Source organism: Bowdeniella nasicola, assembly GCF_001907295.1.
Lineage (GTDB): Bacteria > Actinomycetota > Actinomycetes > Actinomycetales > Actinomycetaceae > Bowdeniella > Bowdeniella nasicola.
In genome coordinates, this window is record NZ_MQVR01000013.1 from 1 (window position 1) to 26,732 (window position 26,732).

Annotated in this window: 25 protein-coding genes and 1 pseudogene; 12 read left to right on the forward strand and 14 right to left on the reverse strand. The window is 68.0% G+C overall.

Going from position 1 to position 26,732, the window contains the following annotated elements:
* The first annotated feature begins 273 nt into the window (after positions 1-273).
* Complete coding sequence (locus tag BSZ39_RS03465) at positions 274-1,017, forward strand: restriction endonuclease (protein ID WP_158025081.1); 744 nt, start codon at positions 274-276, stop codon at positions 1,015-1,017.
* Between the two features lie 276 nt (positions 1,018-1,293).
* On the opposite strand, the gene BSZ39_RS03470 is transcribed toward BSZ39_RS03465, so the two are convergent.
* From BSZ39_RS03470 to BSZ39_RS03480, 3 genes are read right to left on the reverse strand one after another with little or no spacing between them, the layout of a single operon-like run.
* Positions 1,294-1,884 carry an isochorismatase family protein gene (locus BSZ39_RS03470; protein WP_073715999.1) on the reverse strand — a complete coding sequence of 197 codons (591 nt, stop codon included), beginning with the start codon at positions 1,882-1,884 and terminating at the stop codon, positions 1,294-1,296.
* Between the two features lie 29 nt (positions 1,885-1,913).
* Positions 1,914-2,618: a DUF4232 domain-containing protein gene (locus BSZ39_RS03475; protein ID WP_083602910.1), complete on the reverse strand. Its 705-nt coding sequence runs from the start codon at positions 2,616-2,618 to the stop codon at positions 1,914-1,916.
* 10 nt (positions 2,619-2,628) lie between these two features.
* Entirely contained in the window at positions 2,629-3,273 is a 645-nt protein-coding gene (locus BSZ39_RS03480) for a DNA-3-methyladenine glycosylase I (RefSeq protein WP_073716001.1), read from the reverse strand.
* Between the two features lie 126 nt (positions 3,274-3,399).
* Between BSZ39_RS03480 and BSZ39_RS03485 the strand changes: the two genes are divergently transcribed.
* The 6 genes from BSZ39_RS03485 (at position 3,400) to BSZ39_RS03510 (ending at position 7,215) form a co-directional block, all read left to right on the forward strand.
* Positions 3,400-3,723, forward strand: a complete 324-nt coding sequence (locus tag BSZ39_RS03485; protein WP_073716002.1) for a PadR family transcriptional regulator — start codon at positions 3,400-3,402, stop codon at positions 3,721-3,723.
* Position 3,724: 1 nt separating this feature from the next.
* Entirely contained in the window at positions 3,725-4,327 is a 603-nt protein-coding gene (locus BSZ39_RS03490) for a hypothetical protein (protein ID WP_073716003.1), read from the forward strand.
* Positions 4,324-4,614 carry a hypothetical protein gene (locus BSZ39_RS03495; protein WP_073716004.1) on the forward strand — a complete coding sequence of 97 codons (291 nt, stop codon included), beginning with the start codon at positions 4,324-4,326 and terminating at the stop codon, positions 4,612-4,614. The genes BSZ39_RS03490 and BSZ39_RS03495 overlap by 4 nt, the downstream gene beginning before the upstream one ends.
* Positions 4,611-5,453, forward strand: a complete 843-nt coding sequence (locus BSZ39_RS03500) for an ABC transporter ATP-binding protein (protein WP_073716005.1) — start codon at positions 4,611-4,613, stop codon at positions 5,451-5,453. The genes BSZ39_RS03495 and BSZ39_RS03500 overlap by 4 nt, the downstream gene beginning before the upstream one ends.
* On the forward strand, positions 5,450-6,235 hold the full coding sequence (locus BSZ39_RS03505) for an ABC transporter permease (RefSeq protein ID WP_143180351.1): 786 nt from the start codon (positions 5,450-5,452) through the stop codon (positions 6,233-6,235). The genes BSZ39_RS03500 and BSZ39_RS03505 overlap by 4 nt, the downstream gene beginning before the upstream one ends.
* Before the next feature lie 101 nt (positions 6,236-6,336).
* Complete coding sequence (locus BSZ39_RS03510) at positions 6,337-7,215, forward strand: patatin-like phospholipase family protein (RefSeq protein WP_073716007.1); 879 nt, start codon at positions 6,337-6,339, stop codon at positions 7,213-7,215.
* 3 nt (positions 7,216-7,218) lie between these two features.
* Here the strand turns inward: BSZ39_RS03510 and BSZ39_RS03515 are convergent, their stop codons facing one another.
* Together BSZ39_RS03515 and BSZ39_RS03520 are read right to left on the reverse strand one after the other, a co-directional pair.
* Positions 7,219-7,968: a hypothetical protein gene (locus BSZ39_RS03515; RefSeq protein WP_073716008.1), complete on the reverse strand. Its 750-nt coding sequence runs from the start codon at positions 7,966-7,968 to the stop codon at positions 7,219-7,221.
* A 391-nt stretch (positions 7,969-8,359) separates the two neighbouring features.
* Positions 8,360-8,764: pseudogene (locus BSZ39_RS03520) on the reverse strand (sodium-dependent transporter); the annotation flags it as partial.
* A gap of 221 nt (positions 8,765-8,985) precedes the next feature.
* Here BSZ39_RS03520 and BSZ39_RS03525 point away from each other — a divergent pair.
* Genes BSZ39_RS03525 through BSZ39_RS03540 form a run of 4 tightly spaced genes read left to right on the forward strand, consistent with a single transcriptional unit; the run spans position 8,986 to position 15,605 of the window.
* The gene (locus BSZ39_RS03525) at positions 8,986-13,656 is read left to right on the forward strand and encodes an endo-alpha-N-acetylgalactosaminidase family protein (RefSeq protein WP_073716010.1); all 4,671 of its coding nucleotides are present in this window, start codon (positions 8,986-8,988) and stop codon (positions 13,654-13,656) included.
* Between the two features lie 55 nt (positions 13,657-13,711).
* Positions 13,712-14,347 carry a hypothetical protein gene (locus BSZ39_RS03530; protein ID WP_073716011.1) on the forward strand — a complete coding sequence of 212 codons (636 nt, stop codon included), beginning with the start codon at positions 13,712-13,714 and terminating at the stop codon, positions 14,345-14,347.
* Positions 14,348-14,349: 2 nt separating this feature from the next.
* Positions 14,350-14,940: a hypothetical protein gene (locus tag BSZ39_RS03535; protein WP_073716012.1), complete on the forward strand. Its 591-nt coding sequence runs from the start codon at positions 14,350-14,352 to the stop codon at positions 14,938-14,940.
* Positions 14,937-15,605 carry a hypothetical protein gene (locus tag BSZ39_RS03540; RefSeq protein ID WP_073716013.1) on the forward strand — a complete coding sequence of 223 codons (669 nt, stop codon included), beginning with the start codon at positions 14,937-14,939 and terminating at the stop codon, positions 15,603-15,605. Before BSZ39_RS03535 ends, BSZ39_RS03540 begins: the two co-directional genes overlap by 4 nt.
* Here the strand turns inward: BSZ39_RS03540 and BSZ39_RS03545 are convergent.
* The 5 genes from BSZ39_RS03545 to hemL are packed head-to-tail and all read right to left on the reverse strand — an operon-like array spanning position 15,602 to position 20,682.
* Entirely contained in the window at positions 15,602-16,879 is a 1,278-nt protein-coding gene (locus BSZ39_RS03545) for a hypothetical protein (protein ID WP_073716014.1), read from the reverse strand. The two genes, BSZ39_RS03540 and BSZ39_RS03545, sit on opposite strands and share 4 nt — an antisense overlap.
* On the reverse strand, positions 16,879-17,424 hold the full coding sequence (locus BSZ39_RS03550; protein ID WP_073716015.1) for a GNAT family N-acetyltransferase: 546 nt from the start codon (positions 17,422-17,424) through the stop codon (positions 16,879-16,881). Before BSZ39_RS03550 ends, BSZ39_RS03545 begins: the two co-directional genes overlap by 1 nt.
* A gap of 41 nt (positions 17,425-17,465) precedes the next feature.
* A complete protein-coding gene (locus BSZ39_RS03555) occupies positions 17,466-18,194 on the reverse strand; it encodes a PIG-L deacetylase family protein (protein WP_222842851.1) in 729 nt (242 codons plus the stop codon).
* Positions 18,191-19,360 carry a glycosyltransferase gene (locus BSZ39_RS03560; protein WP_073716017.1) on the reverse strand — a complete coding sequence of 390 codons (1,170 nt, stop codon included), beginning with the start codon at positions 19,358-19,360 and terminating at the stop codon, positions 18,191-18,193. The genes BSZ39_RS03555 and BSZ39_RS03560 overlap by 4 nt, the downstream gene beginning before the upstream one ends.
* Entirely contained in the window at positions 19,360-20,682 is a 1,323-nt protein-coding gene (gene hemL, locus BSZ39_RS03565) for a glutamate-1-semialdehyde 2,1-aminomutase (RefSeq protein ID WP_073716018.1), read from the reverse strand. The genes BSZ39_RS03560 and hemL overlap by 1 nt, the downstream gene beginning before the upstream one ends.
* 433 nt (positions 20,683-21,115) lie before the next feature.
* Here hemL and BSZ39_RS13385 point away from each other — a divergent pair, with 433 nt between their 5' ends.
* A complete protein-coding gene (locus BSZ39_RS13385) occupies positions 21,116-21,325 on the forward strand; it encodes a hypothetical protein (RefSeq protein WP_143180352.1) in 210 nt (69 codons plus the stop codon).
* 49 nt (positions 21,326-21,374) lie between these two features.
* On the opposite strand, the gene hemB is transcribed toward BSZ39_RS13385, so the two are convergent.
* The 4 genes from hemB to hemE are packed head-to-tail and all read right to left on the reverse strand — an operon-like array spanning position 21,375 to position 26,609.
* Entirely contained in the window at positions 21,375-22,358 is a 984-nt protein-coding gene (gene hemB / locus BSZ39_RS03570; protein ID WP_073716019.1) for a porphobilinogen synthase, read from the reverse strand.
* Between the two features lie 2 nt (positions 22,359-22,360).
* Positions 22,361-24,136 carry a hydroxymethylbilane synthase gene (hemC, locus tag BSZ39_RS14895; protein WP_073716020.1) on the reverse strand — a complete coding sequence of 592 codons (1,776 nt, stop codon included), beginning with the start codon at positions 24,134-24,136 and terminating at the stop codon, positions 22,361-22,363.
* Positions 24,133-25,530 carry a protoporphyrinogen/coproporphyrinogen oxidase gene (locus tag BSZ39_RS03580; RefSeq protein ID WP_073716021.1) on the reverse strand — a complete coding sequence of 466 codons (1,398 nt, stop codon included), beginning with the start codon at positions 25,528-25,530 and terminating at the stop codon, positions 24,133-24,135. The genes hemC and BSZ39_RS03580 overlap by 4 nt, the downstream gene beginning before the upstream one ends.
* Complete coding sequence (gene hemE / locus BSZ39_RS03585; RefSeq protein ID WP_073716022.1) at positions 25,527-26,609, reverse strand: uroporphyrinogen decarboxylase; 1,083 nt, start codon at positions 26,607-26,609, stop codon at positions 25,527-25,529. The genes BSZ39_RS03580 and hemE overlap by 4 nt, the downstream gene beginning before the upstream one ends.
* Between the last annotated feature and the right edge of the window lie 123 nt (positions 26,610-26,732).

Below are 26,732 nucleotides of genomic sequence, written 5' to 3' on the forward strand. Positions count from 1 at the left end.
CCTGGGCTTCCGGAACCTGAGCCACTACATCGCCCGCAGCCTCCTCGAGGCCGGCGGATTCAAACCCCGACTACACCCTCGATTGTGAAGAGCCACCAAACGTCAAAGCCACGGCCGGCTCCCCTCTGCTAGCTGTGAGTCCACACTATCGACGACAACCGAAACCGATCTAGCATCAATTTCGATGTAACGCGTTTTCGATACTGGACTTCGACACGCTTCGCTTTTGTGGGGAGCGGCGATAATAGCGACATGGCTTCACACACTTCCGACATGCCCACCTCCGATGATTTCCGACCGATGGTGCTCCAAGTTCTCCTCGATGGTGAGACGCGGGTGCGCCAGGAACTCAATTCCTTGGTCAGCAATTACGCAGGTCTAACACCCGAAAAACGGGCCGAGCGACTTCCCAGCGGGCAGTCGAGAAGCTTGAACCGGATCGGTTGGGCCATCACATCGCTCGCAACTGCGGGGGCAGTGGAACGTCCGGCTCGAGGGCTCTATCGAATCACCGAGGTGGGTCGTCAGCTCGCTGCCAAGTGGGGTGACGGGCCCTTCCGTGAAGCGGATCTTGCTGGCTTACCCATGTGGGACGCGTACCAGGCGAAACTCGAAGAACGTCGTGCATCGCGAGACGAAGTCCGTGATAGTTCCGCGAGTGTTTCTGACGACCAGGATCCAATGGAGACTATTCAGGACAATGTTGAAAAGATCAACGATGTCGTAGCGACGGAATTACTTGCCCGGCTGCAGGACTCGACACCCGAGTTCTTTGAGAAGGCGGTTCTCGATCTCCTGACAGCCATGGGTTATGGCGGAAAAGAACGCCGCATGGTTCATACCGGGCGCTCCGGTGATGGAGGTATTGACGGGATCATTCCCCAGGACCCATTGGGTGTTCAGAACGTCTACATCCAAGCAAAGCGCTACGCCGACACCAATTCGGTCGGTCGCCCAGACGTTCAGGGATTCCTTGGTGCCATCACCGGACGCGGCGTGGATCGCGGCGTCTTCTAGTCGAGTGAAATTCTCGCCGAGGAATTCGCGTAGTTGGTCTTCTCGCGGCAACCACAGGACGTCATCGGTCGAGATCGAGTCGAGCGCCCACTCGGTCGTGCCGTTGAACTTCACGATCTGGCCCGTCGGAAGATTCTCAGCTTCGATCGTCATCTCCGAGATAACGAAAACCTCGTTATCGAGATCGCGGTCCGGAATCATGAATTGATCCCCGCTACGCGGCGTCCACGGGATGCCCGCAGCGCAAAGGTCGCGTGCCCGATCAAGCGAGATCATTTAGGAGTATCCCGCCATGCCCAGGTCTGAGGAGTCCGCAAGCTCGACGCCAGCATCGGTCATGGTCTGCCGCGCGGCCGCGCCCAGCTCCTCGGAGACTGGGACGGTAAGGTCGCTAAAGCAGCGCACCGTCCAGCCCTCCTTGCGGGCGTCGAGCGCTGAGGCGCACACGCAGTGAGACTCGGCGATGCCGACGACATCGACGGCCTCAATTCCCGCGTCCTTCAAGACCTCCGCGAGGCTCGTGCCGTCCTCGGTGACACCTTCAAATGCCGAGTACGCCGCGGAGTATTGACCCTTTTTGACAGCGATGCCTGCGTTTAAGTCCGCGAGCGCGGGGTGCAGTTCGGCCTCGGCGGTTCCGGCCACGCCGTGCGGTGGCCAGGTGTCAACGAAGTCCGGATTGTCAGAGAAATGCTCGCCCGGGTCGATGTGCCAGTCCTGCGAGGTAGCGATCAGGGCGTAGTCGTCGCGATGAGATGCGACGAAGTCGGCGATTCGTTGGGCGACGGCATTGCCGCCGGTAACGCCCAGGGCGCCGTCCTCGCAAAAGGTCGGCTGAACATCAACAACGAGCAGTGCGCGAGCCATCACGGGTCCTTCCGTAGCGTGCTTCCACCCTACTGTTGCCAAGCAGTGAACCGCAAAGTTGTGCCGTTGCCGAGATCGATGATCGGCTCGGGTGGCTCGTACATTGCGACGTCGTCTCCCGGGGCGAGTTGGATCGCGAACGCGCCTAGGTGCGGCTGCCAATTTTCTGCTAGTTCGCCGGTCCACTCGATCTCGGTAAATGCCTTACCACCGGGAGATAGGACGATCGCACGTGGCGTGACGGGCTCATTACTCATGGCGCGATCGCTCACCTCGAGCCGCGGCGACATGGGCTCGCCGTCGGTGGAGGCCACGCCCATTCCGGGAAAGAAACCCAGACCGCAATCCTGGGCGCTGATGTTCTCGACCTCGATGAGGGCGTAGCGGTGGCCCGCGGCCGCATCGTTGAACTGGTAGCGGAAGATGACGTCCTTTGGCGTGCAGCTTGGCTCCTGCGGTTCGCCCTTGGCCTCGAGCAGTAAGAATGCTCGACGCTCCTCGCTCGTGAGGTCGGTGATCGGCTTTGGCGCGTTCGTCGCGGGGGCAGATTCGGCGGCATCGGGGGAGGACTGGCCAAGATTGTCGCTGCGGACGCGGTCGAGTGCCTCGCGATCGGCATCGGCGCCCGGCAGTGGACCACGAACGATAGGCTCCGGTGGCTCCGAGGAGCTGCACGCGCCGAGCAGGACCGCCACCGCGAGGATCAGTGGGCCACATCGTCGCGCGCAGTTCATGAGTGCGAGTTTACGCTCCCGCCGCAGCGGGCTTGAGGCGCTGGGTGCCGTCGGGATTCCACAGCTCGGAGGCACCTCGTCGGTGCGAGCCAACTAGATGGGTATCGACGATACCGATAGCTTCCATCAGCGCGAAGATCGTCGTTGGGCCCACGAACCGAAATCCGTGCCGCTTCAACTCCTTTGCTAGCGCTACGGACTCGGGTGACGAACTCGGCACCTCGGCTGCGCTGCGCGGAGCAGGAGTGCGTGCCGGCCGGTAGCTCCATACGAGATCCGACAGACTGCCGGTTGCTCGAAGCTCCAGCGTGGCGCGCGCATTGGCGACAGTCGCTTCGATCTTGCTGCGGTTTCGGATGATGCGGGCATCGGCCACGAGCCGTTCGACATCGTCCTCGTTGAACATCGCAACGGCCTGCGGATCGAAGCCCGCAAAAAGTTCGCGGAAGGCCTCCCGGCGCGCAAAAATGAGCCGCCACGACAGCCCCGACTGAAACGCTTCGAGGCTGAGCCGTTCGAAGACACCGGACTCGTCGGTCACGGGCATGCCCCACTCGGTGTCGTAGTACTCACGCAGGAGAGGATCGCCTGCCGCCCACGCCGGGCGCGCGAGCCCGTCCTCGCCGATGATGAGGTTCGCAGTGCTATCAGCCATAACCCGAGGGTAAGCGCTCGCGCGGCGATGGGCTCTCGGCCTGTGGATAGTGAGGTTTGCGAACTCTAGCTAGTCCTGCGCCTGCTACTATGTAAAACATAGATACTCGGTAAGCGAGGTAGCGAGATGAAGGCCAAGGACTCCCAGCTGCGCAAAGGCGTACTCGAGCTTGCCGTTCTTGCCGAACTGGAGCGCGCCCCGAGCTACGGCGGCGAACTCCTGGAGCGCCTCGCGACCAACGGCGGCCTGCGAGTCTCCTCGGGGACGCTGTACCCACTGCTCACGCGGCTGCGAGGAGCGGGATTCGTTGCCACCCGTTGGCAGGAATCCCCGGTAGGGCCGCCGCGCAAATACTACGAACTCACCGCCGGCGGTCGGCGCCAGCTGGCGAACCTGACCGATGCCTGGCGGGAACTTTCTACCGCAATGACCGCGATCCTAGGACAGTGACATGACGACGACGACCACCGCGCTGAAACAATTCGATCCAGAAAACCCCCAGCTGTTCGTCCGCCGAACGATCGGTCTCGGGTGGGACCTCAACCTCGGTGCGCTCGCGGTCAGGCTCGGCCTCATCCGCCCCGATGACTCGCTGCCCGACCTCGACCCTTATGTCCCTGCCCGAGTGCGCCGAGCGCTGGCACTCGCGCCCCTCGTGGGAGCCGCGACCACCATCGTCGCCGCGGGCGTCGTGGGCGTTCGCGCAAGGAAGCTGCCGAAGGGCTGGAATAGCGCATTCCGGCCGCGGTCCTTCGCCTCACCCGCGGCGGCGCTCGCGGCCCCGATCGCCCTGTCCGTCGGCGCGGCTGGCCTCGCGCAGCTCAGCGGCAAGGACGACCCGGGCGCCAACGTGGCGGCATCGGCACTCGCGACGGGGGCCCAAACCATGGCAACGGGCCTCGTGCTGGCTGCCGCGCGTTCCGCAGCCCGCCCCGACAAACCCTCGCTGACGGTCCTCGCCTCGATCCTCGCCTACCCCGTCGTCGGCGGTGGCGTCACGGTCGGCGTCGTCAAGGCGGCCCTCAGCGAACTCGATACCCAGCTGCGCTCATGATCGACGTCGTCATCCCACTCGAACTCCTCGCGATCCTCGTCATCGTGCAGGCGGTCCTCGCCGTTACCGCTGCGATCATCTGGCTGCACACCGACGCCGCGCTCCTGCCGGGCAACAAGTTTGCCTGGCTCCTCGTCATCCTGCTGGTGGGCATCGTTGGCCCGACGATTTTCCTCATCATCGTCATCCGCGAACGCACGCGGCACAGTGAAGCGCCGCCCGAGGACCAACGAGCTGGCGAGACTCTCAGCGACCTCCTCTATCCCGAAACGGACGATACGAGATGAGCGATCTCGCTCTGTCGGCCACAGGCCTGACAAAACGCTACGGCGAGCACACCGCGCTCGACGGCCTAAATATGTCCGTACCGCGCGGCGCGATCTACGGTTTCATCGGCTCCAACGGTGCCGGCAAGACGACGACGCTGCGCATCGCGCTCTCCCTGGCCGCCGCTACGAGCGGCACGATCACCGTCCTCGGTATCGAGCGTGGTACGCTGCCCGCCCCTGCCGTGCGCGGCGTGTCCTATCTGCCCGATGTCCCCGGCCTCTACCCGTGGCTCACCGCACCCGAGGCGCTGCGCCTCGCGGGCGACATCTCCGGCACGCCGAGGGACGTGACTGACGCGCGCATCCCCGCACTGCTATCGACCGCAGGACTTGCGCGAGTGCGCGGCCGCGTCGGCGGATTCTCTCGCGGCATGACCCAGCGGCTCGGCATCGCGACGGCGCTCATCTCCGCACCCGAGCTCCTCATCCTCGACGAGCCGACCTCGGCCCTTGATCCGCTCGGCCGCGCCGACGTCCTCGCCCTGCTCGCCTCGCTGCGCGGCAAGACGACGGTGCTGTTTTCCTCCCACCTGCTGGCCGACGTCGAACGGGTGTGCACCCACGTCGGCATGATCCACAACGGCGCGATGATCGCCGAAGGGCCCATCGCCGACGTCCTCGCCCGCGGATCCGCCACCGGCGAATACGAGGTCCGCCTCCGCCTGCCGGGACCGGAAAGCGAGGGCGCGATCCGTGACGCGCTCGCAGCCCAAGGTGCGGACATTGTCTCTGCGGGCGCGGTGGGCGCGAGCCTGCAGGACGTCTACGTCGAGCTCACGCGCGGCGGTGCAGCATGAGTGCCCCCACCACCATGAGCGGCCTGCGCACCATGATCGCCACCGAGTGGCTCGCGTGGCGGCGCGGCGCACGCCTCGTCGTCATCGTCGTCCTCATCGCCATCTTCGCGTTCTTAAGCCCCATCGCCGCCTACTACCTGCCCGCGATCCTCTCCAGCCTCGGCGATTCCGCCCTAAGAGAGCTCATCCCCGAGCCCACCGCGACCGACGCCACCACCCAGTGGACAAAGAACCTCACCCAGATCGTCCTTATCGCTCTCATCGTCATCGCTGGCGGCGCGATCGCGGGCAACGTCGCGCGTGGCACCGCGCAATTCCTCCTCACGCGCGGCGTCTCGCGCGCCGCCTACGTCACCGCGACGATGGTCGTCGGCCTTGTCATCACGCTCGCGACGAGCCTGCTCGGCTCCCTTGTTGCCGCGGGCATGACCGCCCTGCTTTTCGACGACGGCGACCCAGCGCGCCTCGTGGCCGCCACCGCGGTGTGGGGCGTCGCCGCGGCACTGCTACTTGCGATCACGTGGCTCGCTTCGGCCGCGCTCTCCAGCCAGATCGGCGCCGCCGGTATCGGCATTGGCGCATTCTTCGTCTTGCAACTCCTTGCCATCTGGCCGCCGGCCGCGCGCTACAGCCCCGCCGGCATCCTGGCCCTGCCCGGGCGCATCGCCACTGAATCCGTCTCTGGGGCCGAGCTGTGGCTCCCCATCACCACGAGCCTGCTGAGTGCCGCCGTCATCGCCTACGCAGCCATCGAGGTCTTCCGCCGCCGCGAACTGCCCTAGCGGGACCGCCACGCCGCAGCCGCTCGCACTGCTTGCGCCGCTCGGCACACCATGCGGTTCGACGTGCGGCGGGCCCGGGCGCCGGACTAGGCTCAGTGCCGATGACTGAACCAATTACCGACACCGCCCTCATCTTCGAAGGCGGCGGCATGCGGGGGGCCTACACGTCGGCGATGGCGGTGGCCCTCATCGAAGCCGGCATCGATTTTCGCTGGGTCGCCGGCATCTCCGCCGGCAGCTCGATGACGTGTAACTACATCGCCAAATCGCCCGAGCGAGCGCGACAGGCCTTCGTCGAGATCGCCGCCGACCCGCACCTGGGGGATTGGCGCACCTTCCTGCGCGGCCAGGGGTTGTTCAACTCGCACTACATCTACCAGGTCTCTGCACTGCCGGGCGAAGCGTTCCCGTTCGATTTCGACACGTTCATGGCGAATCCCGCCGACTTCCGCATCGGCGGTTTCAACGCCCACAGCGGCGAACAAACGTGGTGGTCCAAGCGCGATATTGGCGACATCCGCGATCTCATGACACGCGTCCAAGCCTCCTCGACGATGCCGATCCTCATGCCGCCCGTGACCCTCGACGGCGAGGTTTACGTCGACGGCGCCCTCGGGGGCGCTGGCGGCATCGCGATCGACAAGGCCGAGGCCGACGGGTTTTCCAAGTTCGTCATCGTGCTGACCCAGCCGCGCTCCTACGTCAAAGGTCCGCAGCGGTTCTCTCGCTATATTCGCCAGCACTACCGACGCTATCCGGCCGTCTATGAGGCCCTAGCGGATCGGCACGTGCGCTACAACGACGCGCGCGAGCACATCTTCGAGCTAGAAAAGGCCGGCCAGGCCTACGTCTTCGCTCCCGAGACGATGCCGATCACGAACGGGGAGCGGAACCTCGACAAGCTGTGGGCCGCGCATAAGCTCGGGCTCGCGCAGGCACGCCGGGAACTCCCGGCGATCCGGGAGTTCCTCGAGAGCTAGCCGCTACTTACAGTTGGCGATGCGCTCGCAGGAGACGATCGTCGGCGTCACTCGCCAGTCATCGTTGTTCTGGTTGCTGAACTGCGTTTTTGACACTCGCCGCGGGTCACCGGGCGAGGTAATACGCTGATGCGGATAAGTTGTGAACTTCAACTCGAGTGTGCCACGCCGAGATGCGCCGCACGGGACCTCGAATGTCACGGTTTCGTTCTTGAACGCGCGCCAACGCTTCGGGCGATTGGGGTACTGGCCGACGCAGTTCTCGTGCGGCTCGTAGAGCGGGAAACCGTCGATTTGTTGAGTTGCCCCGCGGAACAGGGTCTGTGCTGCTCCACCCGTGGGCGTCCACAGCACCTCGAGTGTGGTCGGGTTTGTCTCGCACGTTTCGGGCGAACCCGGGCCGGGCCAGTTGTAACCCTTGCAGGTCTGAAGCCCAAGGTCGATCGTGTAGCGGTTGCCGGGTTCGACGGTCAGTTGCGTACTAGCCCAGCCGTAACCGAATGCGGGACGGTTGTTACCGAACCACCATGCCCAGTCGATGATGGCTTCCATCGTCCGGCCGTTGTTGATAAACCGGAACGGTTTTTCGTTGACGTCCTGATCGCTGAGTCTCCAGCGGTTGATGGCCGGGATGTTGAGGCACTCGCCGGAAACCGCAAGGGCGGGTGCCTGCGATGCGTATGCGATGGCAGGGACGGCCCACGCGGCGCCGGCGACGACGGTGCGGCGGGAGGGAGAAGTTGACGTGGTCATGCTGGCTCGATTCACTGTTCTGGCAAGGGGCAACGGGCCGGTACATGGAATACCTGGTGGCATACAGATGCCACTGCGCAAGCTTTTTAATCTTCAACCGTCGCTTCGACCGGGTGCGAGACCAGGTACGCGACCGAGGCCGCGAGCCCGCCCCACACGGTACAAGAGCAGTCGTGGTCATCGTGTAGCTCCTTGCTTCGTGGCGACGCCGCTAGAGGCGCCGTCTTCGTGAAGCGGCATGAACAGCTTGTTCACGCGCTCCAGGCCGCCGGCGATGCCGAGCGCCATGACGATGCCCGCGTTCGGCACACAGCCCGATGAGCGGCCAGAAAATCCCGGGGACGATCTCGGCGTTGATGCCGGGGGAGTCGACCTTCAAGAAGTCGCCGACGAAGAAGCTCAGCGTGTCATCGCCCCAGGCTTCGTTGACGGAGAAGAACAGGTAGCGCACGGCCCACGCGAGGATGACGGCGTAATACGTCGTGATGACGAACGAGATCACAACCTGCAGCCAGCCGAGCGCTTCGAATCCCTTGCCGAGGCGACGGAAGACCGTCGGAGCACTGCCGCGGAAGCGATGGCCAAGGGAGTAATCCAGCAGCAGGATCGGGATACCCGCGGTCAGCAGTGCGACGAGGTAGGGGATGAGGAACGCGCCGCCGCCGTTGGAATAGGCGACGCCGGGGAATCGCCAAATGTTACCCAGCCCGACGGCCGAGCCGATGGCGGCGAGGATGAATCCGTACTGGCCGGTCCACTGTTCCCGGGCACGACCGGCGGAGGCATCGCCCCGCACGGGTGAGTTCACAAGGTGAGACACCACACCAGTGATCGATTGTGTTTGATTCCCGACGAAAATCGGCTCCACCCTCGTCGTTGAGCCCGCCGTGCGCAACATGCGCGGGAAATGTGGCGAAAATCGCTCATAACGTTGCAGGTTCGATCAGAGCCTGGTTAGGCTGTCAGAAGTCTGACCTCTCGGCAGACCCCATGTCACAACGAAGAACAGAGCCGTTCATGAGATTTGCCAAAGCCATCGGCGTTCTCGCGGTCGGAGTCCTCGTGGGTGCCGGATTACCGGCCAGTCCCCTCGCTCCCGCCACCGCAGAACCCGTCTACACCCCGATCGCCCAAGGCCAGATGAGCGTCGTCAACGCGAGCTCCGTGGAGAAGCAAGCTGAGCTTCCCAACGGTGCTCCCGAACTCGTGCTCGATGGCAACAAGGACACCTACTGGCACACGAAGTGGGCCGGCGGCGTCGATCCGCTGCCGCATCACCTCACCGTGCGGCTGGGGGATGAGCCGGTCGAGATCGGCCGCATCGCCCTCACCCCGCGCCAGTCGTCCAACGGGTCGGGGCGCGTCGCGGAGTACTCCGTGCAGACCTCGACGGACGCCGAATGCCAGGCGGACTTCACCGAGGTGGCGAAGGGCTCGGTCGCGGCGACGGTGAATCCGAAGGAGGACGTCGTCATCGACTTCGAAGCCGTGTCCGCGCGCTGCGTCAAGGTCGTCTACAACGCGTCCTGGGGCGGCAACAACACCCCCGAGAAGGTAGCGACCTTGGCCGAATTCAACGCATTCACGGTCACCGACGAAGAACCGGGCGAGCCGGGCACCGGCCCCGAGATCGTCGTGCCGGACGGCGCCATCGAGCTCACGAGCGGCGACCTTTCCGTGCGCCTGCATCCGAAGTTCCCGCAGGTCGTCGACTACCGCGTCGGCGACGCACAGCTCGCCGGCAAGTACGGCGATGCGCTCACGCAGGTGACGATCGACGAAAAGCCTTATGACGTCACCGTCGGCGACGTCACCGCCTCCGGCTCCGAGGCCACCTACCCGCTGTCGATCGCCGCGCTCGGTGTCGACTTGTCGGTCAAGGTCTCACTGGCCGACGGCGTCCTGACCTACTCGATTCCCGAGGTGAAGGACCCGGGCTCGAAGGTCCACCGCATCGTGATCCCAAACCTCGACCTCGTCTCCGTGACGGGCGCGGCCGCAGGCTCGATCACCGTCAGCACGCTCGGCGTCGACCGCACCAAGGCCGCCGATACGACGCTCGATGTCGCGAAGGCCAAGGAAGGCACCGCCACCGGCTATATGGCGGCCATCAACGATCAGGCGCTCGCGGCCGGCCTCATGTCGAACGCCGTCTCGGACAACACGTCCGCGGGCCCGCGCCACGGCTCCAACGCCCGCTGGATCGCGAACGTCACGACGATCGGCGACGCCCCCGTTGGCACCATCAGCCCCGGCCCGTGGGTCCACCGCGGCACGACGGCTGACCTCGGCATCGGCCCCGAAGAGGCCCCCTACGCGCAGGTGAAGATCGTCGCCGACGCGAACAAAGACGGCGCCGTCGACTGGCAGGACAGCGCCATCGCGACGCGCGACCTGCGTCCGGCCACCAACGGCCAGGACGAGGTCAAGAACAAGGTCATCACGCGCATCCCGTTCAACATCGTCTCGCAGGCGACGCACCCGTTCCTGCGCACGCTCGATGACACGAAGCGCGTGGCGCTCGAGACCGATAACCTCGGCCAGCAGGTGATGCTCAAGGGCTACCAGGCCGAGGGCCACGACGCCGCCCACCCGGATTACGCTGGCCACTACAACGAGCGCGCTGGCGGCCTGGATGACCTCAAGACGCTCGCCGACGAGGCGGCCCGCTGGAACGCTAACATCGGCGTGCACGTGAACGTCACGGAGTCCTATTCCGAGGCGCACGCGTTCTCCGAGGACCTGCTTCGCATGCCGCCGCAAAAGGCGTGGGGCTGGATGAACCAGGCCTACTACATCGACGGCCCGAAGGACCTCGGCACGAAGAACGTCCTGAAGCGCTTCCAGGATTTCCGCAACGAGGCACCGGAAAACCTCAACTGGCTCTACATCGACGTCTATTACCCGAACGGCTGGGAAGGCCAGCGTCTCGGAGCAGAACTGCAGAAGCAGGGCTGGGTTATCTCGAGCGAATGGTCGGATAAGTTCCCCGATATTTCGACGTGGTCGCACTGGTCGAACGACGAGAATTACGGCGGCCAGAACAACAAGGGTCTGAACTCCCAGCTCATCCGCTTCGTGGAGAACTCCTACCGCGACACCTTCAACCCGCACCCGATCCTGTCGAACTCCAACGTGTACGAGTTTGAGGGCTGGGCGGGCCACGTGAACCACAAGCCATTCATCCAGATGATCTGGGAGCGCAACCTCCCGGTGAAGTTCCTGCAGCAGTCCAACATCATGACGTGGACCGACGGGAAGATCACGTTCGAAAACGGCACGGTCGCGACCTCGCCGCTGAAGTCTATCGACGGCAAGACGGTCCCGACGGATCGCACGTTCACTTACGACGGCGCGACGGTCTACGACCAGGGTGCCTACCTGCTCCCGTGGACCGACGGCGCGAAGCGCCTCTACCACTACAACCCCAAGGGCGGCGCGAGCACCTGGGAGCTGACCGAGGCGTGGCAGGGCCAGTCCTCGCTGACGCTGTTCAAGCTCACCGACACCGGCCGCGTCAAGGTGGGCGACGTCGCCGTCACCGGCGGCAAGGTCACGATCAATGCCGACGCGGGCACCGCCTACGTGCTGTACCCGACGTCCGACGTGCCTGCCGCGAAGGCCCCCAACTGGGGCCAGGGCGCATCGATCACCGACCCGGGCTTCTTCTCCGGCACGCTCGAGGCGTACACCACCGCGGGCAGCGTCGAGATCGAAAAGTCCGATCGCGATAACTACCAGGCGCTGCTCGGTACCGGCAAGGCGTCGCTCTCGCAGCGCCTCGACCTCCCGGCCGGCACCTACGACGCGTGGGCGTGGGTCGAGATCGAGCCCGGCAAGACGCGCCCGGTGACCGTTTCTGCCACCGGCGACGGCATCAAGCCGGTGGGCTACCAGGCGGTAGCGAACGGCGTTCCGGCGACGACTGTTACCGCGTCGACGGCCCTGAACGCGACGGCCTCGGACGAGAAACGCAATACCTACTTCCAGCGGGTGCGCGTCACGTTCACCTCGACGGGCGCCCCGGTGACGTTCACTGTCGCGGCTGGCGAGGGTGATGCCAAGGTGCGTGTCGATGACCTCCGCGTCGTCGAATTCACGCCCGGCAAGGACCCGAAGCCGACGGAACAGACCGTGTTCTTCGACGACTTCGAAAACGTCGATACCGGCTACTGGCCGTTCGTCACCGGCAAGGACAACGCGGGCGGCGACGCGCGCACCCAGCTCGCCGAGCGGCATGAGCCCTACTCGCAAAAGGGCTGGTACGGCGTTGTCGATGGCAAGGTCGTCAAGGGCGGTAAGGTCAACGACAACGTGCTCGATGGCCACTGGTCGCTCATGGCGCACGAGGAGAACAACGGCCTCATCCTGCGCACGATCCCGTCGTCGATCGACTTCAAGCCCGGCCACAAGTACCGCATCTCGATGGACCACCAGTCCGGCTTTGCGGGCAAGTACCAGATGGTGCTCGCCTATGACCGCGTCGCGAACGGCGAGGCCGCGAGCACGATCGTGACCAAAAAGCCGATCGGCGAGGTGCGAGAGACGGCCGTGCTCAGCCACGAGTTCGTGGCCGGCGGCTGCGGCCAGTACTGGTTCGGATTCGAAAAGATCGCGGGCGGCTCCCAGGCCGACCTCGTGATCGACAACCTGCGGATCGAAGATCTCGGCGAATCCGACGAGATGCCGGCCTGCGCCGATGTCGCGATCGACGCGCCCAAGCACGTCACGGGCGGTAAGGCGTTCGATGTCACGACGACGATCGACCTGCACGAGACGGGCACCGTCACCGACATCGAGCACACGCTCACGGCACCCGACGGCTGGACCGTCACGAAGGGCGAGGCCGACGGCACCTCCCAGAAGTGGGCCGTCACCGCATCCGAAGGTGCCGAGCCCGGCGAGCTGAAGCTCACCGTGACCTACCTCGTCGACGGCGCCAAGCGGTCCGCGAGCACGAGCACGACGGTGACCGTCCAAAAGGGCATCACCGACGGCGTCAACTACCTGTCGGACCTGCCGTTCTACGGCGAGACGTCCAACGGCTGGGGACCGGTCGAGCGCGATCAGTCGAACGGCGAGCAGGGCGCGGGCGATGGCACGCCGATCACGATCGGCGGCAAGGTCTACGACAAGGGCCTCGGTGCGCATGCGCCGTCGGAGGTGTCCTTCGAGCTCGGCAAGCAGTGCCAGCGCTTCAAGGCCGTCGTCGGCGTCAATGACACGCAGCCGCGCGGCTCGGTCACCTTCGAGGTGAAGGGCGATGGCGCGTCGATCTTCGGCCCGAGCGAGGTCATGAAGCATGGCAAGTCGCTCGAGATCGACGTCGACGTCACTGGTATCGACGTGCTGACGCTGCGCGTGGGAAACGGCGGCGACGGGAACGGCAACGACCACGCGAACTGGGCGGATGCCCGGGTGGAATGCGCGGTGGCGGGCCCGACGCCGGATCCGGAGCCGACGGGAGAGCCGACCGATGAGCCGACGGGCGATCCGACGGGCGATCCGACGGGTGATCCCACCGGCGAGCCGACCGGTGAGCCGACCGCTGAGCCGACAGGCGATCCCACCGATGGTCCCGGCAAACCGCCGCTGCCGATTACGGGCGGAGCGGCGACGGGCCTCGGCATCATCGGGACGCTCCTGCTCGGCACAGGCGCACTGCTGATACGACGCAAGCTCGCGTAACTAAACAGGGCTGGGAAAGCGATTTCCCAGCCCTGTTTCGTCGTACGATTCAAGCGTGAGTGACACGCCCTCGCGCACGGAACGCCTGGCGCGGCTCTACGGCCTGCTTAAGGACTTCTTAAAGCCTGGCAACGTCGTGCTCGCGGCCATGCTGATCATGATCGGCGTCGTCGCGGCGACGGGCGGCTGGTCGAAGGCCACGCAGGTGGCAGAATCGGAGTTCCCGCTGATCGAACTCGATAAGGACTTCACCGCCGGCCCGTTCACGCTCGTCTTCGCGCGCGCCCAACACACCGCAACGTGCCCCGAGCACGTGTTCGGCGGCGAGCACGGCTGTATCGTCGCGCGCCTGACCGCGACGAATACGACCGACCGCCTCATCGAGGACAGCGTCTTCGCGACGCACCTGCTGGATTCCGGCATGCTCGAGGCGCGCGACGACGGCACGAAGGTCGCGACGCTGCTGCCGCATCCGAGCGTCAATCGCGTGATCGATGGGCTCGGCCAGGGCGCCTTCCAGCCGGGCCTCGCAACCGAGGTCGACGTGGTCTGGCAGCTGACGAAGCCGCTCACCTCCGACGACGTCGACATCATCGTGAAGGACGCGGCGAAGGCGAATTCGACGCTTGATGGCCGCTCGATCTACCGGCTCGGCTCGACGCTCGGGCGTCTGCCGGTGGAAAAGGGGTAGCGATGGCACGCATCTCCACCGCAGGCCTGGTCACGGCCGCGATCCTCGGCGCCGCGTTCGCGGTCGGCTCGGTCATCAACTCGTATCTGCCAACGCGCTCAGACATCCTGCTCGAGCCGTTCCCGATCGCGGGCGAGATCGCGCAACCCGTCGAGATTCGCACCGGCCGCGTGAGCGCCGATAACGTCCGTGTCGCCTCCGAAATCAGCCAGTTCGGGCGCACGGCGAAGACGCCGGGCGTCTTCGCGCTCGTCGACCTCACCTTCGATACGAACGGCGAGGCGCCCATCGTCGCGCCGATCTCGTACGTGGGCGGCGACGGCAAGGAGTACGGCGGCTCGCAGCCGGGGCCGCGCATCAACAACTGCGGCAGCGCGCAGGTCGGCCTGCCGGTGACGTGCACGGTCGTGATTGAGATGCCGCCGACGGCGCTCGCGGGCGGCAAGCTCGCGGTCTATGCCTCGCCGTCCAAAGGCGGCGACTCGTACGCGCTCATCGACCTGAAGATCACGGCCGAGCAGGCAGAAGCACTCATCGCCGGCGCGAAGCCCGTCGAGATTGAGGCGACGCGCTACCTAGGCAGGAAGCCATGACGCAGCAGGAGACGCCCGCGCCCCAGCAAGAAACGCGCGCATCGCGCCACGGCAAGCGCCGCTGGTGGCGCAACAACGGATTGGCGCTCATCGTGCTGCTGCCGCTCGCAGCGGCCGCGGTGTTCGCGAGCTCGTATCGCCTGACCGACACGTACTGGTCGGCGCGCCCGAGCGAGGCGCTGCCCGTCGACGGTGATTCCGCGACGTACCGCTCCAGCTACCGCGTCGCCGGCAAGACCTATGAACGCGAGATCGGCGTGCGCCTCGTGAGCGTCGCCGAGCAGGGCGAGCTGCACGGGCAGGTCCCGGTGGATGGTGCCGCGCAGTGGGCGGTGAGCTTCGAGTTCACGGCGCCCGCGACGATGACCGCCGACGGGTGCACGCTCGAGGTGCTCGACGCCGAGGGCCGCATCTACCGGCCGCGCGCGGCGCTCAAGCCCGCGCCGGGGGCGCCGCCGCCGATCCCGCGCGATCCGTGCCTCGTGCCGGGCAAGGAGGGGCCGATCCTCGATCGGTTCACGGGTGAGCTCATGGATTCGCCGGAGCCGCGGGGCGGGTCATGGCGCTCGACGATCGGCGTCGCGATGCCCGACGGCGTGAAGCCCGCGAAGGTGCGCCTGTACTGGGATACGCCGAACTACGTCGAGTTCGACGCGGCGCCCTAGCTCTGGGCCGCCGCCTCGGCAGCCTCCGCGTTGGCCGCATCTTCCTTGGCGGCCTTGGCCTCGCGCTCGCGCTGGGAGAGCACCACCTGGTTGACGCCGGCCGCGAGCAGCACGATCGTCGTGACGAAGTAGACGAGGTTTTCGGCAAGCGCGACATAGGGGTCGAGCGCGAACTGCAGCGACGTCGGCTGCGGCCCAATGGCCAGGCGCGCGAGATAGTCGACGCCGACACGCAGCCAGCCGGTGAACGTGAAGATGACGCAGAATAGCGCCATCGGGATGAGGCCCGCGGCGGCGACCTTGCTGATCGCGTCGAAGGTCGATTTCACGGGCGTCACGACGGGCGAGGTGACATGCTTGGCGGCGCGCCGCACCGGGGAGGGGATGCGCTGGATGCGCTTCGTGTCGATCTCGTGCGTGAGGATCGGGTCGCCCTTGGCGAGCTTCGCGCCGTAGATCGTCGCGCCGATCGCGAGCCAGGCGACGGGGACGATGATGAGCGAGCCCGCGGATGAGATGAGGCCGCCGACGAACCGGAACGGCGCGAGGATATGGCTGTAGGTATCCTGCAGCGTGGTCCACCACGCTGCGATATCGTCGACGACCTGCCGGTTCATCACCCACATCTTGATCTCCTCGATGCGCGCGGTGAACACGTACACGAGCGCCGTCATCCACAGCGCCTCGAGATAGGCGGAGACGGCGGCCCATGCGGCGGACGCGTCGGCGACCTTCTTGATGGCGATGAACTTGCGGGCGGCGAGCGCGATAAGGACGATCACGACGATGACGCCCGACGTCGGCAGCGCGATGCGGTCAAAGGAGTCGGAGAGGTAGTCGGCCTGGCCGAGCGCGGAGAAGACGACGCCCGTCTGGTCGAAGCGATAGCGCTCGAGGTCGGCCTTGAGCAGGCCGTTGGACGCGTAGACGGCGAGGAAGGGCACGAGCGCCATCGCGCTCGCCTGCAGGTTGGAGCGCCACCGCATGCGGCGCGGGCCGACGACGAGCTCGCGGAAGGCCGGCAGCGCGGGCGAGAGGATACGCAGCATGAGGGCGAGCGAGGCGAGCGTGGCGAGCGGCGCAAACGGCAGGATCGTCACCGCAAGCGTCGGCGAGACGAGCGACGCCTTACCCGCAAGCCACAGCACGCCATTGCGCAGCGCCTGGCCGGCGAAGAACAGCGCGAGCAGCCGCGGCCAATACAGCGCGAAGAGGCGACCCCCGCTTATCAGAACGTCGTCGAGACCGGCGAGCCCCGAGACGATGACGGCCATTACCAGTTCTGCGTGAAATAGATGTGCGTGAACTTGCGCCCGTGCGTCTCCTGCGGGGTATCGAGGGCCTCATTGTGGGTGAGGCCGACCTTCTCGGCGACGCGCTGCGAGGGCACGTTCGCGGGGACGGTGAGGGCGACGATCGGGTAGTCGGGCAGATGCTTGCGCGCGAGCTCGATGGCGGCTCGCGCGGCCTGCGTCGCATACCCCTTGCCCCAGATGCTGGGCTCGAAGCGGTAGTAGAGGCTGAGGGCCGTGCGGTCGTGGAAGGTGCGGAATTGGACGCCGGACATGCCAACGACGCGCGTCGGATCCTGCCGGTCGGTCGCGACCCAGAAGCCGAAACCGTGCTCGCGCCAGTGCGCGACGGCGTCATCGTAGCGGCGGCCGACGACGCTGCGCGCCACCTCCACCGGCAGCGGGTGGTACATGAAGGTCTGGGCGTCGGAGTGCAGCTTCGTCATCGAGGGCTTGTCCTCGGACGTCGGGGCCCGCAACATGAGGTTCTCGGTCACGATGGGCGACCAGTCGGCTGGATTCTGCATGGTCCTATTCTTGCCCGAATCGGCGCTCGCGTGCGCGCCTTTCAGCGCAGTGCGACACCAGCGTGGACGTCTTGGAGTTGGCCGCCGACGTGACGGACCTGGATGCCGGGGCGCGGCGCTGTCTCGCCGACGATTTCCAGTTGCGACGCATAGCTCGCGAGCGCGGCGCGGATCGCGCCTACGGTCTTGGGCAGGTCCACCCAGCTGGGATCGTTGGTATCGGAGCAGATTTCGATGAACGGCACGTGGGCGCTCGCGGCGGCTGCCTTCGCGACATGATGGAGGTGGACGTGGTCGGGATGGCCGTAGGTGCCGGCGTCGTCGTAGCTGACGAGGGCATCGGGGGAAAAGGCGTCGATGAGCTCGACGAGGTCCGCCTGCGCGTCGGCGGCGGGACGGGCCGTGAAGGATCCCGGGTCGGCGTCCGCGGCCGGGCCCGCCAGCCCCGGAGCGAGCCAGCGCATGCCCGAGTCGCGATATCCCTGGCCGAGGAAGGCGCGATCGGCGACGCCGAGGGCCGCGCAGGCCGCGTCGAGCTCGTCTTCGCGGATCTCGATCAGGGGGCGCTCATCGGTGATGCCGGGGCGGATCTCGCCGCGTTCGCCGCGTGTGGCCGTGACGAGCACACAGCGCACGCCGCGTCCGGCCAGATGGGCGATGAGCGCGCCCGTCGCGAGGGATTCGTCGTCGGGATGCGCATGCGCGAACATGACGCAGCGGGCGTTTTCCAGCATCGCGAGGGGGGTCAGCTGTGGGGTGTTAGACGTCAATTGCGGACCTCCTGGTAGGCGGCGAGCAGGGCGTCGGCGGTGTGGCGCCACGTGTGAGCGCAGGCGAAATCACGCGAGGCGGCGCTCGCCCTCTCCTGCCAGGCTCTATCGGCGAGGAAGCGGTTGATCGTCTCGGCCCAAACGGCCACGTCGCGCGTATCGAGCAGCAGCCCGGTATCGGCGACGGCCTCCTTCAGGCCGCCGGCGCCGCTCCAGCCGACGACGGGCACGCCGCTCGCCTGCGATTCGAGCGCGACGAGGCCGAACGTCTCCGACCAGCTCGGCAGCAGGAACAGCGTCGCCTCCCGCATGAGGCAGGCGAGGCGGTCGCGGGTGCAGGCGCCGACGAACTCGACGCGATCGGCAATGCCGAGGTCCGCGGCGAGCGTGCGCAGCGTCGCGGGATAATCGCCGAAATCATCGGAGGCATCGCCGGCGAGCAGGAGGCGCAACTCGGCGTCGTCGATGCCCGCGAAGGCCTGCAGCGCGAGGTCGGCGCCCTTGAGCGGCTGCAGGCGCGCGGCGAACAGCAGATAGGGATGCTCCGGCGGTGGGCAGGTGCGCGGCGTGAAGAACTCGACGCCGACGCCGGGGCGGGCGATGCGGACGCGCTCCGGGGCGATGCCGTAGCGCTCGATGATCGTGTCGGCCTCGACCTGGGAGACGGCGACGACGAGGTCGGAGCCGACGGCGATCGCGCGCTCGCCTGCGATGCGGCCCGGCGACTCGGACTGCTCACCGAGCGCGAGCGAGGCGGCGTCCGCGGGGGCGGCGACGGAGTGATAGGACTGCACGTGCGGGATGCGAAGGCGCCTGGCGACGGGCAGGGCCGCGACGCCGGAGAACCAGTGATGCGAGTGGATGAGGTCTACCTCGCCGATGGCTTCATCGAGCGCCGCCGAAAACGGCGCGATTGCCTGCTCCATCTCGCTCTTGGCGAGCGGGGTTGGCTCACCCGCATCGAGCGTGATCAGGCGCAGCCGCTCCTCGACCTCGATGACGCGTGGCGTCTCCGGATCGGAGCGCCTCGTATACAGGTCGGCGTGGTGCCCGAGGCGCGCGAGTTCGCGGGCGGCGCGGCTGACGACGACGTTCATGCCGCCCGCGTCAGCCCGCCCCGGCTCGGCGAGCGGGGAGGTGTGCAGCGAGATGAACGCGAGCCGCATTAGATCGCCCCGACGGCCTCGCGGATGGCGTCTTCGATGTGGCTAAGCGCGGCCTCGTCGTGGGCGGCGGACAGGAACCAGGCCTCGAAACAACTCGGCGGCAGGGCGACGCCGGCGTCGAGCATGGCGTGGAAGAACCGGCCGTAGGCGGCGACGTCCTGGGACTTGGCCTCGGCGTAGTTCTCGACGCCATCGGCGGCGGGGCCGTCGCCGAAAAAGACGGAGAACAGCGAGCCCGCGTGGTTGATCGTGTACGGGACGCCCGCATTGGCCAGGGCTTCGCCGAGCGCGCCGCGGATGCGTTCCGCGGCCCGATCGACGTGGGCGTAGACGGCATCGTTGGCCAGGCGCAGCGTCGCGATGCCGGCGGCGGTCGCGAGCGGATTACCCGAGAGCGTGCCGGCCTGGTAGACGGGGCCGAGCGGCGCGAGCAGGTCCATGATGGCCGCGGGGCCACCGAGCGCGGCGAGCGGCATTCCACCGCCGACGACCTTGCCGAACGTGACGATATCCGGCGTCCAGCTCGCAGCCGAGTCTCCCGCCGCGTTCACCTCGGCCTGCTCAAGGCCCCACCAGCCGGCGGGGCCGACGCGGAAACCGGTGAGGACCTCGTCGAGGATCATGAGTGCGCCGTGCTTTGCGGTGAGCTCGCGGATGGCGGCGTTGAAGCCGGGCGCGGGCGGGACGACGCCCATGTTCGCGGGCGCCGCCTCGGTGATGACGGCGGCGATGTCGCTGCCGCGCTCGGCGAAGACGGCTTCGAGCGCGTCAACGTCGTTATAGGGCAGAACGAGCGTCTGCGCGGCGATCGCCTCCGGGACGCCCGCCGAGCCCGGCAGGCCCGCCGTCGCGATGCCCGAGCCGGCCTCGGCGAGCAGCGAGTCGGAGTGGCCGTGGTAGCAGCCGGCGAACTTCACGAGGAGGTCGCGACCGGTGGCGCCGCGCGCGAGCCGAATCGCCGTCATCGTCGCCTCGGTGCCCGTCGAGACGAGCCGGACGCGTTCACAAAACGGGACGCGCGCCGTGACGAGCTCGGCGAGTTCGACCTCCGCTTCCGTCGGCGCCCCGAAGCTCAGCCCCTTGGCCGCGGCCTCCTGCACGGCGGCAACGACCTCGGGATGCGCATGACCCAGCAGCGCCGGACCCCACGAGCAGACGAGGTCCGTATAGCGCGTGTCCTCGACGTCGGTCATATAGGGGCCGACGGCCGAGGTGTAAAAGCGCGGCGTGCCGCCGACGGAGCCATAGGCGCGAACGGGGGAATCGACCCCGCCCGGGATGGCGGACTTGGCGCGGGTGAACAAAGAGTCGTTGCCGGTCATGACGCCATCGTATTACTGCGCAGCCCACTGCTGCGGGCAGCCGCCGTCGGCGTAGCGGGCAGCTGCGGGAGAGAATCACGAAGCTTTGGCGTCGTCCGGAGGTGGCGATGCGGCCCGCGGGGGCCCAAAGCCCTTCGGTAGAGGGATTTTTGGGCTGATGCTTCGAGGGCGTGGGCGCCTCCAGGCCCGGGAGCGGGATGTTAGTGGGGGCTGCGTCGTGCTGCGGATTGGTTGCGCCGGTGGCTTTGCGGGCTAGGGAGACCAGTGCGTCGAGGTCGCGCGTCGGCGCGCCCTTCGCGCGGGCCGCGCGGGCCAGCTGCGTCGATTCGCGCGCGAGCCAGCTGCGCACCACATCCGCAAACGCGCCTGGCAGGTGGCCGCGGATCGTGAAGCCGTCGACCTTATTGCCTCGAAACGATAAGAAGCGCTTGTTGTGGGAGAGCTTCTTCGTCAGTGCGTCCTGCTCGGCGCGGGTGCGCGCGCCCTGGCGGTCGACCGCGTCGAGGTAGCTGCGGCAGCGCGCGCGGAAGGCGTCGGGCATCGACGTGGCGGCATCATCGAGGAGCGTCGTGAGGTCCGCGTCGGTCAAGGGATTCATGGCCGCGCTCCTTTCTCTGCTGGTCCAAGCGGTGAGACTCAGTGAAGCCGAGATGCGGGCGCGGCGGTAGGGGGTAGCTGCGTTCTGTGGATAACTACTCGTAGCTGGCGGCGAGGTAGGCCGGCGCCGAGAGCGCCCAGTAGGTCAGCACCATGTCCGCGCCGGCGCGCACGATCGAGGTCAGCGATTCGGCGATGATGCGCTCGCGGTCCACCCAGCCGCGCTCGGCCGCCGCCTCGATCATCGCGTACTCGCCGCTCACCTGATAGGCCGCGACGGGAACCGGGCTGAGCGCGGCCACGTCGGCCAGCACATCGAGGTAATAGCCCGCGGGCTTCACCATGACCGTGTCGGCCCCCTCGGCGATGTCGAGCTCCGTTTCGCGCACGCCCTCGCGGCGGTTGGCCGGATCCTGCTGGTAGGTGCGGCGGTCCCCCTGCAGCGAGGAGCCCACCGCGTCGCGGAACGGGCCGAAGAAGGCCGAGGCATATTTCGCGCTGTAGGCAAGGATCGAGACATCGGTGTGGCCCGCGTCGTCGAGCCCCGCGCGGATCGCTGCCACCTGGCCGTCCATCATGCCCGACGGGCCCACGACGTGCGCGCCCGCGTCGGCCTGCGAGACCGCCATCTGCACGTAGCGCTCGACGGTAGCGTCGTTATCGATCCGGCCATCGCTGGTGAGGACACCGCAGTGGCCGTGGTCGGTGAATTCATCGAGGCACGTGTCGGCCATGACGACCGTCGCGTCGCCGACCTCCGCGCGCACGCGCGCGAGGCCGCGGTTCAGGATGCCGTCGGCGCGGATTCCGCAGCTGCCGGTCGCGTCCTTATCGGCCTCGTCGGGCACCCCGAAGAGCATGATGCCGCCGAGGCCCGCGTCGGCGACGGCGCTAGCGAGCGCGGCGAGGGAGTCGAGGCTGTGCTGCTGCACGCCCGGCATCGAGGGGATGTCGACGGGTTCGGTGAGGCCATCGCGCACAAAGGCGGGCAGGATGAGCTGGCTCGGGCGGACCTCGAGCTCGCGGGTCAGGCGGCGCATGGCTGGGGTCGTGCGGGCGCGGCGGGGGCGAATGAGCATGATTAGTCCTTGGCGATGGTGGACAGGGCGGCGACGATGGCCGCGGGGGTCGGTTCGGTGGCGGTCGCGGCGAGGATGCCGCCGCCGGCGCGGATGGCGTGGGCGCTCGGCTCGCCGATCGCGATGACGGCCGTGCCCGGGCCCGCGTGGCCCAGGTGGTGGCGCAAGGCGTCGGCGACCGAGGGTGCGGTGATGACGACCGCGTCGATGAGGCCGCGGCGCCACGCGTCGGCGACATCCTGGTCGACAGATTCGACCGGGCGCGAGGTGTACAGCGGCGTGCGCGTGACTTGCCAGCCGGCGACGGTGAGTGCGTCGGCGAGTGTGTCCGAGGCGAGCGCCGAGGCCGGCAGCCAGGCATGTGGGGTGGCCGCGGGGGGCTGGTCAGGGATGCCGGCGGTGGGCTGGTCAGGGAGGCTCGCGTCGATCATGGCCGTCGCGAGGGTGGCCGCATCGTGCGTGCCGCGGATCGTCACCGTGAGGCCCGCGGCTTCGGCGGCCGCGGTGCTCGCGGGCCCGACCGCCGAGACAATGAGGCCCACGTCGCGGATCTGCTCGATGAGGCCGAGGCCGACGAGGCGCTCGACCGTACGCGGGCTCGTGACCGCGACGTGCGTGATCGGGGCAGCGTCGGGGGTGAGCAGGCTGCGCAGTGCCGAGACGTCCGCGTCGAGGGGTTCGATGCGCGTCATCGGGTGGGCGATGACCGCGGCGCCGGCGGCGCGGATCGCGTCGACGATGCGGTCGTCCTCGGGGCGCGGGACGAGGATGGTACGGCCGGTAAGGGCGCCGGCGGCGGTGGGGGCGAGCGCCGGGAGCGCGTCGAGGCGGTGGCGGCCGAGCGTGGCTCCGATGTCGGCGATGTCGGCTGCGCCCTGGTCGAGGAGCTCGCGGGCGAGGTCGTGGCCGATTGCGGCCGCGTCCCACGGGTGGCCGGTCATCGTCGCCGTGACGGAGGCGGAGCCGTCGGGCGCGAAGACGGCGGCGGTGAGGGTGAGGTCGCCGTCGGTCAGCTCGGCGTGGGTGCCGACGGGGGCGGCGCAGCCGGCCTCGAGCTCCGTGAGGACCGCGCGCTCGGCCGTGATGCAGGCGCGGGCCGCCGCGTCGTCGATCGCTGCGAGCGCTTCCGCGAGTTCCGGGTGTGTCGCCGGGGCGGCCGGGAGTTCGGCGTCGGCCGTGCGGCATTCGACCGCCAGGGCACCCTGCGCGGCCGCCGGGAGGATCGGCAGCGGCAGCACGGTGCGGTCGTCCAGCACGTCGGCCAGGCGGTCGCCGAGGCGGTTCAGGCCCGCCGTCGCGAGGACCACCGCGTCGAGGTCGCCGTCCGTCGCCCGGGCGATGCGCGTCGGCACATTGCCGCGGATGTCGGCGATCTGGCACGTCGGGTAGAGCGCGCGCACCTGCGCGGCGCGGCGCGGGGATCCCGTGCCGATGCGCGCACCCTCGGGAAGCTCTCTCAGGTGGGGGGCGAGGACGAGCACGTCGCTCGGATCCTCACGGCCCGGAATGGCCGCGATCGTCAGGCCCTCGACGGGCGCGACGGGCAAGTCCTTTAGCGAGTGGACGGCCAGATCGCATTCGCCGTTCAGCAACGCGGTGCGCAGGGCCGCGGCGAAGACGCCGACGCCGCCCATGAGTGCGAGCGGGGCGCGGGAGCGGTCGCCCGTCGTCGTGATCGGGACGAGTTCGACATCGAGGCCGCGCTCGCGCAGCAGGTCGGCGACCCACGTCGATTGCGTGAGCGCGAGGTCGGAGGAGCGGGTACCTAACCGGATCATGCGGGGCAAACCTTTTCTGCGGCGGCGCGGGCGTGCGGGACGATGGCGGCGATGCCGGAGCCGGCGATCCAAGCTCCGGTCGCGGCAAGGGTGGGGACGTTCGCGAGGCGGTCGGCGAGGGCTGCGACGGCCGCGCGGTGCGCCGGGGTTGGTGGTGCGAGCGTGCCATCCCAGCGGATGAGGCGATGGGCGAGGATGTCGTCGGCGGTCAGCTCCACGCCGGTCATGCGGGTGAGGTCGGAAAGCGCGGCGGCGACGGTGGGCTCGGGGTAGGGCTCGTCGTGCCTGCCGTAGGACATCCGCACGAGGTGATGGCTTGCGCCGAGCTCGGCGCGCAGCGCGTCGCCCAGCCACGGCCATTTCTCGCTCATGTGGGTGAGGGCTTTGGCTCGGGCGGGCGCGCCGGGGGCGGTGAGCATGCCGGAGCCGCGGGGTGCGAAATCGAGGCCTGGGGCGCGCAGCAGCATCGTGAGGTGCGCGATGGGGGAGCCCGTGGGCATGTCCCAAGGGGTGACGCCGATCGCGGTCGCGAGGAGGTCGAGGGCCTGGGGACCGGAGCAGGCCAGGACGACGCGGTCCGCGGCGAGCTCGGTCGGCTCGCCCGCGCGGACGAGTTCCGGGCCGCGGGCCGGTGTCATTGGAGCGACGTCGAGGATCCAGCGCCCGCCGTCGGGACGCAGGGCGCTGACGCCGGTGCGGGTGCGGATTTCGCCGCCCGCGGCTTCGATCTCGCGCGCGAGGGTGGCGGTCAGGCGGTGCATGCCGCCGACGACCTGTTCGACGACGGGTGGCGGGGTCGGCAGGTGGCGCAGGGCGACCACGGCGCGCAACAGCGAGCCGTGGTCGCGGGTGGCGGCGCGTAGGCCCGGGGCGACGACGTCGACCGAAAGCTTGCTCGGCGGCGCGGAGTGGATGCCGCCGGCGACGGGGGCGACGAGCTTGTCGAGGACCGCGGCGCCGAGGCGGGCGGTGACGAAGGACGCGAGGTCCGCGCAGTCGGCCCCCGCGTCGGGTCCCATCGTGAGGTCGGCTCGGGCGATGACGAGCTCGTCGTCGGTGAGGGCATCGGTGAGGTCGTCGAGCGAGCCGGGGATGCCGAGGATGCCCGCGGGGATGCGGATCGCGCGGCCGTCGTCGGCGAGCACCCAGGACCGGCCGGCGGGCGGCGCGGAGGGCAGGTCCAGTTCCGAAAGGAGGCGGGCGACGTGGCCGCCTCGCGTTGCGAAGGATTCGGCCCCGATATCCGCGACGATGTCCGTGCCGGGGACCGGCAGGCCGGCGATGAGGCCGCCGGTGTAGCCGCGCGCTTCGATCAGGAGGGGTCGCGTGCCTGCGCGCGCGAGCGCCCACGCGGCGATCAGCCCGGCGATGCCGCCGCCGACGACGACGGTCATCGTGTCGGCACCGGCAGCGAGTGGAGGTAGGCGACGAGGTCGGTGAGGACCTGCGCGTCGGCGTTCGGCGGGACGCCGTGGCCGAGGTTGACGATATGCCCGGGGGCGGTGGAGCCTTCGGCGACGACGCGCCGGGCCGCGGCCTGGAGTGCCTCCTCGCCCGCGAACAGCAGCGCGGGATCGAGGTTGCCCTGCAGGACATAGCGCCCGCCCAGCAGCGCATTGGCCTCCGACAGCGGGGTGCGGTGGTCGACGCCGACGGCGGTGGCGCCGGCCTCGCCGAGCGCGGGCAGCAGGTGCGCGGTGTTGGTCCCGAAATGGATGCGTGGCACGTCGGGGAAGGCCTCGGCGACCCGGTTAAGGACGCGGGCAGAGTACGGCATGACGTGGGCGCGGTAGTCGGCCTCCGACAGCGAGCCGACCCAGGAGTCGAACAGCTGCATGACGCGCGCGCCGGCACCGAGCTGGGCGAGGAGGAATTCGGCGGACCGGTCCGCGCACCAGCTCATGAGGGCGTCCCACGCGGCGGGGTCGGCGTGCATGAGCGCGCGGGCCGCGAGGTGGTCCTTCGACGGCCGGCCGTGCACGAGGTAGGCGGCGAGCGTGAAGGGCGCGCCGGCGAATGCGATGACGGGGCGGGCGCCGAGCTCCGCGACGACGAGCTGCACGGCGCGCGTGATCGGCTCGAGGTCGGTGATGCGGTGGGAGGTGAGACGGGTGATCGCCTCGGGGGAGTTGGTGGCCTCGCCGAAGACGGGTCCGACGCCGGGAGCGATCTCGACGTCGACGCCTGCGAGTTTCATCGGCACGACGATGTCGGAAAAGAACACGGCCGCGTCGACGTCATGCCTGCGCACCGGTTGGCACGTGATCTCGGCGGCGAGCTCCGGCATGAGGCAGGCCTCGATCATGCCCGTCGTGCCGCGCGCCTCGTGATACTCCGGCAGCGAGCGTCCGGCCTGGCGCATGAACCAGACGGGGATGCGGGCGGGGACTTCGCCGCGCGCGGCGGCGAGCAAAGATGTCAACATCGGGTCAGCGGTTTTGTCGACAACGGGGTCGGCGGCAGAGTCAGTCACGGCTCTATTGTGCCCGACGCGGGCAAAAATCCCGAGTTTGGGTGGCCTGACTAACTTAAGGAAGCTTACGGATAACTGGCCGGGAGGCGGCCGTTTTTTCCGACGCCGCGTCGGCATCAGATC

Bases quoted from the DNA above. Each gene is read 5' to 3' on its own strand.
- BSZ39_RS03465 (WP_158025081.1), top strand. From the start codon at position 274: ATGCCCACCTCCGATGATTTCCGACCGATGGTGCTCCAAGTTCTCCTC.
- BSZ39_RS03470 (WP_073715999.1), bottom strand. From the start codon at position 1,884: ATGGCTCGCGCACTGCTCGTTGTTGATGTTCAGCCGACCTTTTGCGAG.
- BSZ39_RS03475 (WP_083602910.1), bottom strand. From the start codon at position 2,618: ATGAACTGCGCGCGACGATGTGGCCCACTGATCCTCGCGGTGGCGGTC.
- BSZ39_RS03480 (WP_073716001.1), bottom strand. From the start codon at position 3,273: ATGGCTGATAGCACTGCGAACCTCATCATCGGCGAGGACGGGCTCGCG.
- BSZ39_RS03485 (WP_073716002.1), top strand. From the start codon at position 3,400: ATGAAGGCCAAGGACTCCCAGCTGCGCAAAGGCGTACTCGAGCTTGCC.
- BSZ39_RS03490 (WP_073716003.1), top strand. From the start codon at position 3,725: ATGACGACGACGACCACCGCGCTGAAACAATTCGATCCAGAAAACCCC.
- BSZ39_RS03495 (WP_073716004.1), top strand. From the start codon at position 4,324: ATGATCGACGTCGTCATCCCACTCGAACTCCTCGCGATCCTCGTCATC.
- BSZ39_RS03500 (WP_073716005.1), top strand. From the start codon at position 4,611: ATGAGCGATCTCGCTCTGTCGGCCACAGGCCTGACAAAACGCTACGGC.
- BSZ39_RS03505 (WP_143180351.1), top strand. From the start codon at position 5,450: ATGAGTGCCCCCACCACCATGAGCGGCCTGCGCACCATGATCGCCACC.
- BSZ39_RS03510 (WP_073716007.1), top strand. From the start codon at position 6,337: ATGACTGAACCAATTACCGACACCGCCCTCATCTTCGAAGGCGGCGGC.
- BSZ39_RS03515 (WP_073716008.1), bottom strand. From the start codon at position 7,968: ATGACCACGTCAACTTCTCCCTCCCGCCGCACCGTCGTCGCCGGCGCC.
- BSZ39_RS03525 (WP_073716010.1), top strand. From the start codon at position 8,986: ATGAGATTTGCCAAAGCCATCGGCGTTCTCGCGGTCGGAGTCCTCGTG.
- BSZ39_RS03535 (WP_073716012.1), top strand. From the start codon at position 14,350: ATGGCACGCATCTCCACCGCAGGCCTGGTCACGGCCGCGATCCTCGGC.
- BSZ39_RS03540 (WP_073716013.1), top strand. From the start codon at position 14,937: ATGACGCAGCAGGAGACGCCCGCGCCCCAGCAAGAAACGCGCGCATCG.
- BSZ39_RS03545 (WP_073716014.1), bottom strand. From the start codon at position 16,879: ATGGCCGTCATCGTCTCGGGGCTCGCCGGTCTCGACGACGTTCTGATA.
- BSZ39_RS03550 (WP_073716015.1), bottom strand. From the start codon at position 17,424: ATGCAGAATCCAGCCGACTGGTCGCCCATCGTGACCGAGAACCTCATG.
- BSZ39_RS03560 (WP_073716017.1), bottom strand. From the start codon at position 19,360: ATGCGGCTCGCGTTCATCTCGCTGCACACCTCCCCGCTCGCCGAGCCG.
- hemL (WP_073716018.1), bottom strand. From the start codon at position 20,682: ATGACCGGCAACGACTCTTTGTTCACCCGCGCCAAGTCCGCCATCCCG.
- hemB (WP_073716019.1), bottom strand. From the start codon at position 22,358: ATGCTCATTCGCCCCCGCCGCGCCCGCACGACCCCAGCCATGCGCCGC.
- hemC (WP_073716020.1), bottom strand. From the start codon at position 24,136: ATGATCCGGTTAGGTACCCGCTCCTCCGACCTCGCGCTCACGCAATCG.
- BSZ39_RS03580 (WP_073716021.1), bottom strand. From the start codon at position 25,530: ATGACCGTCGTCGTCGGCGGCGGCATCGCCGGGCTGATCGCCGCGTGG.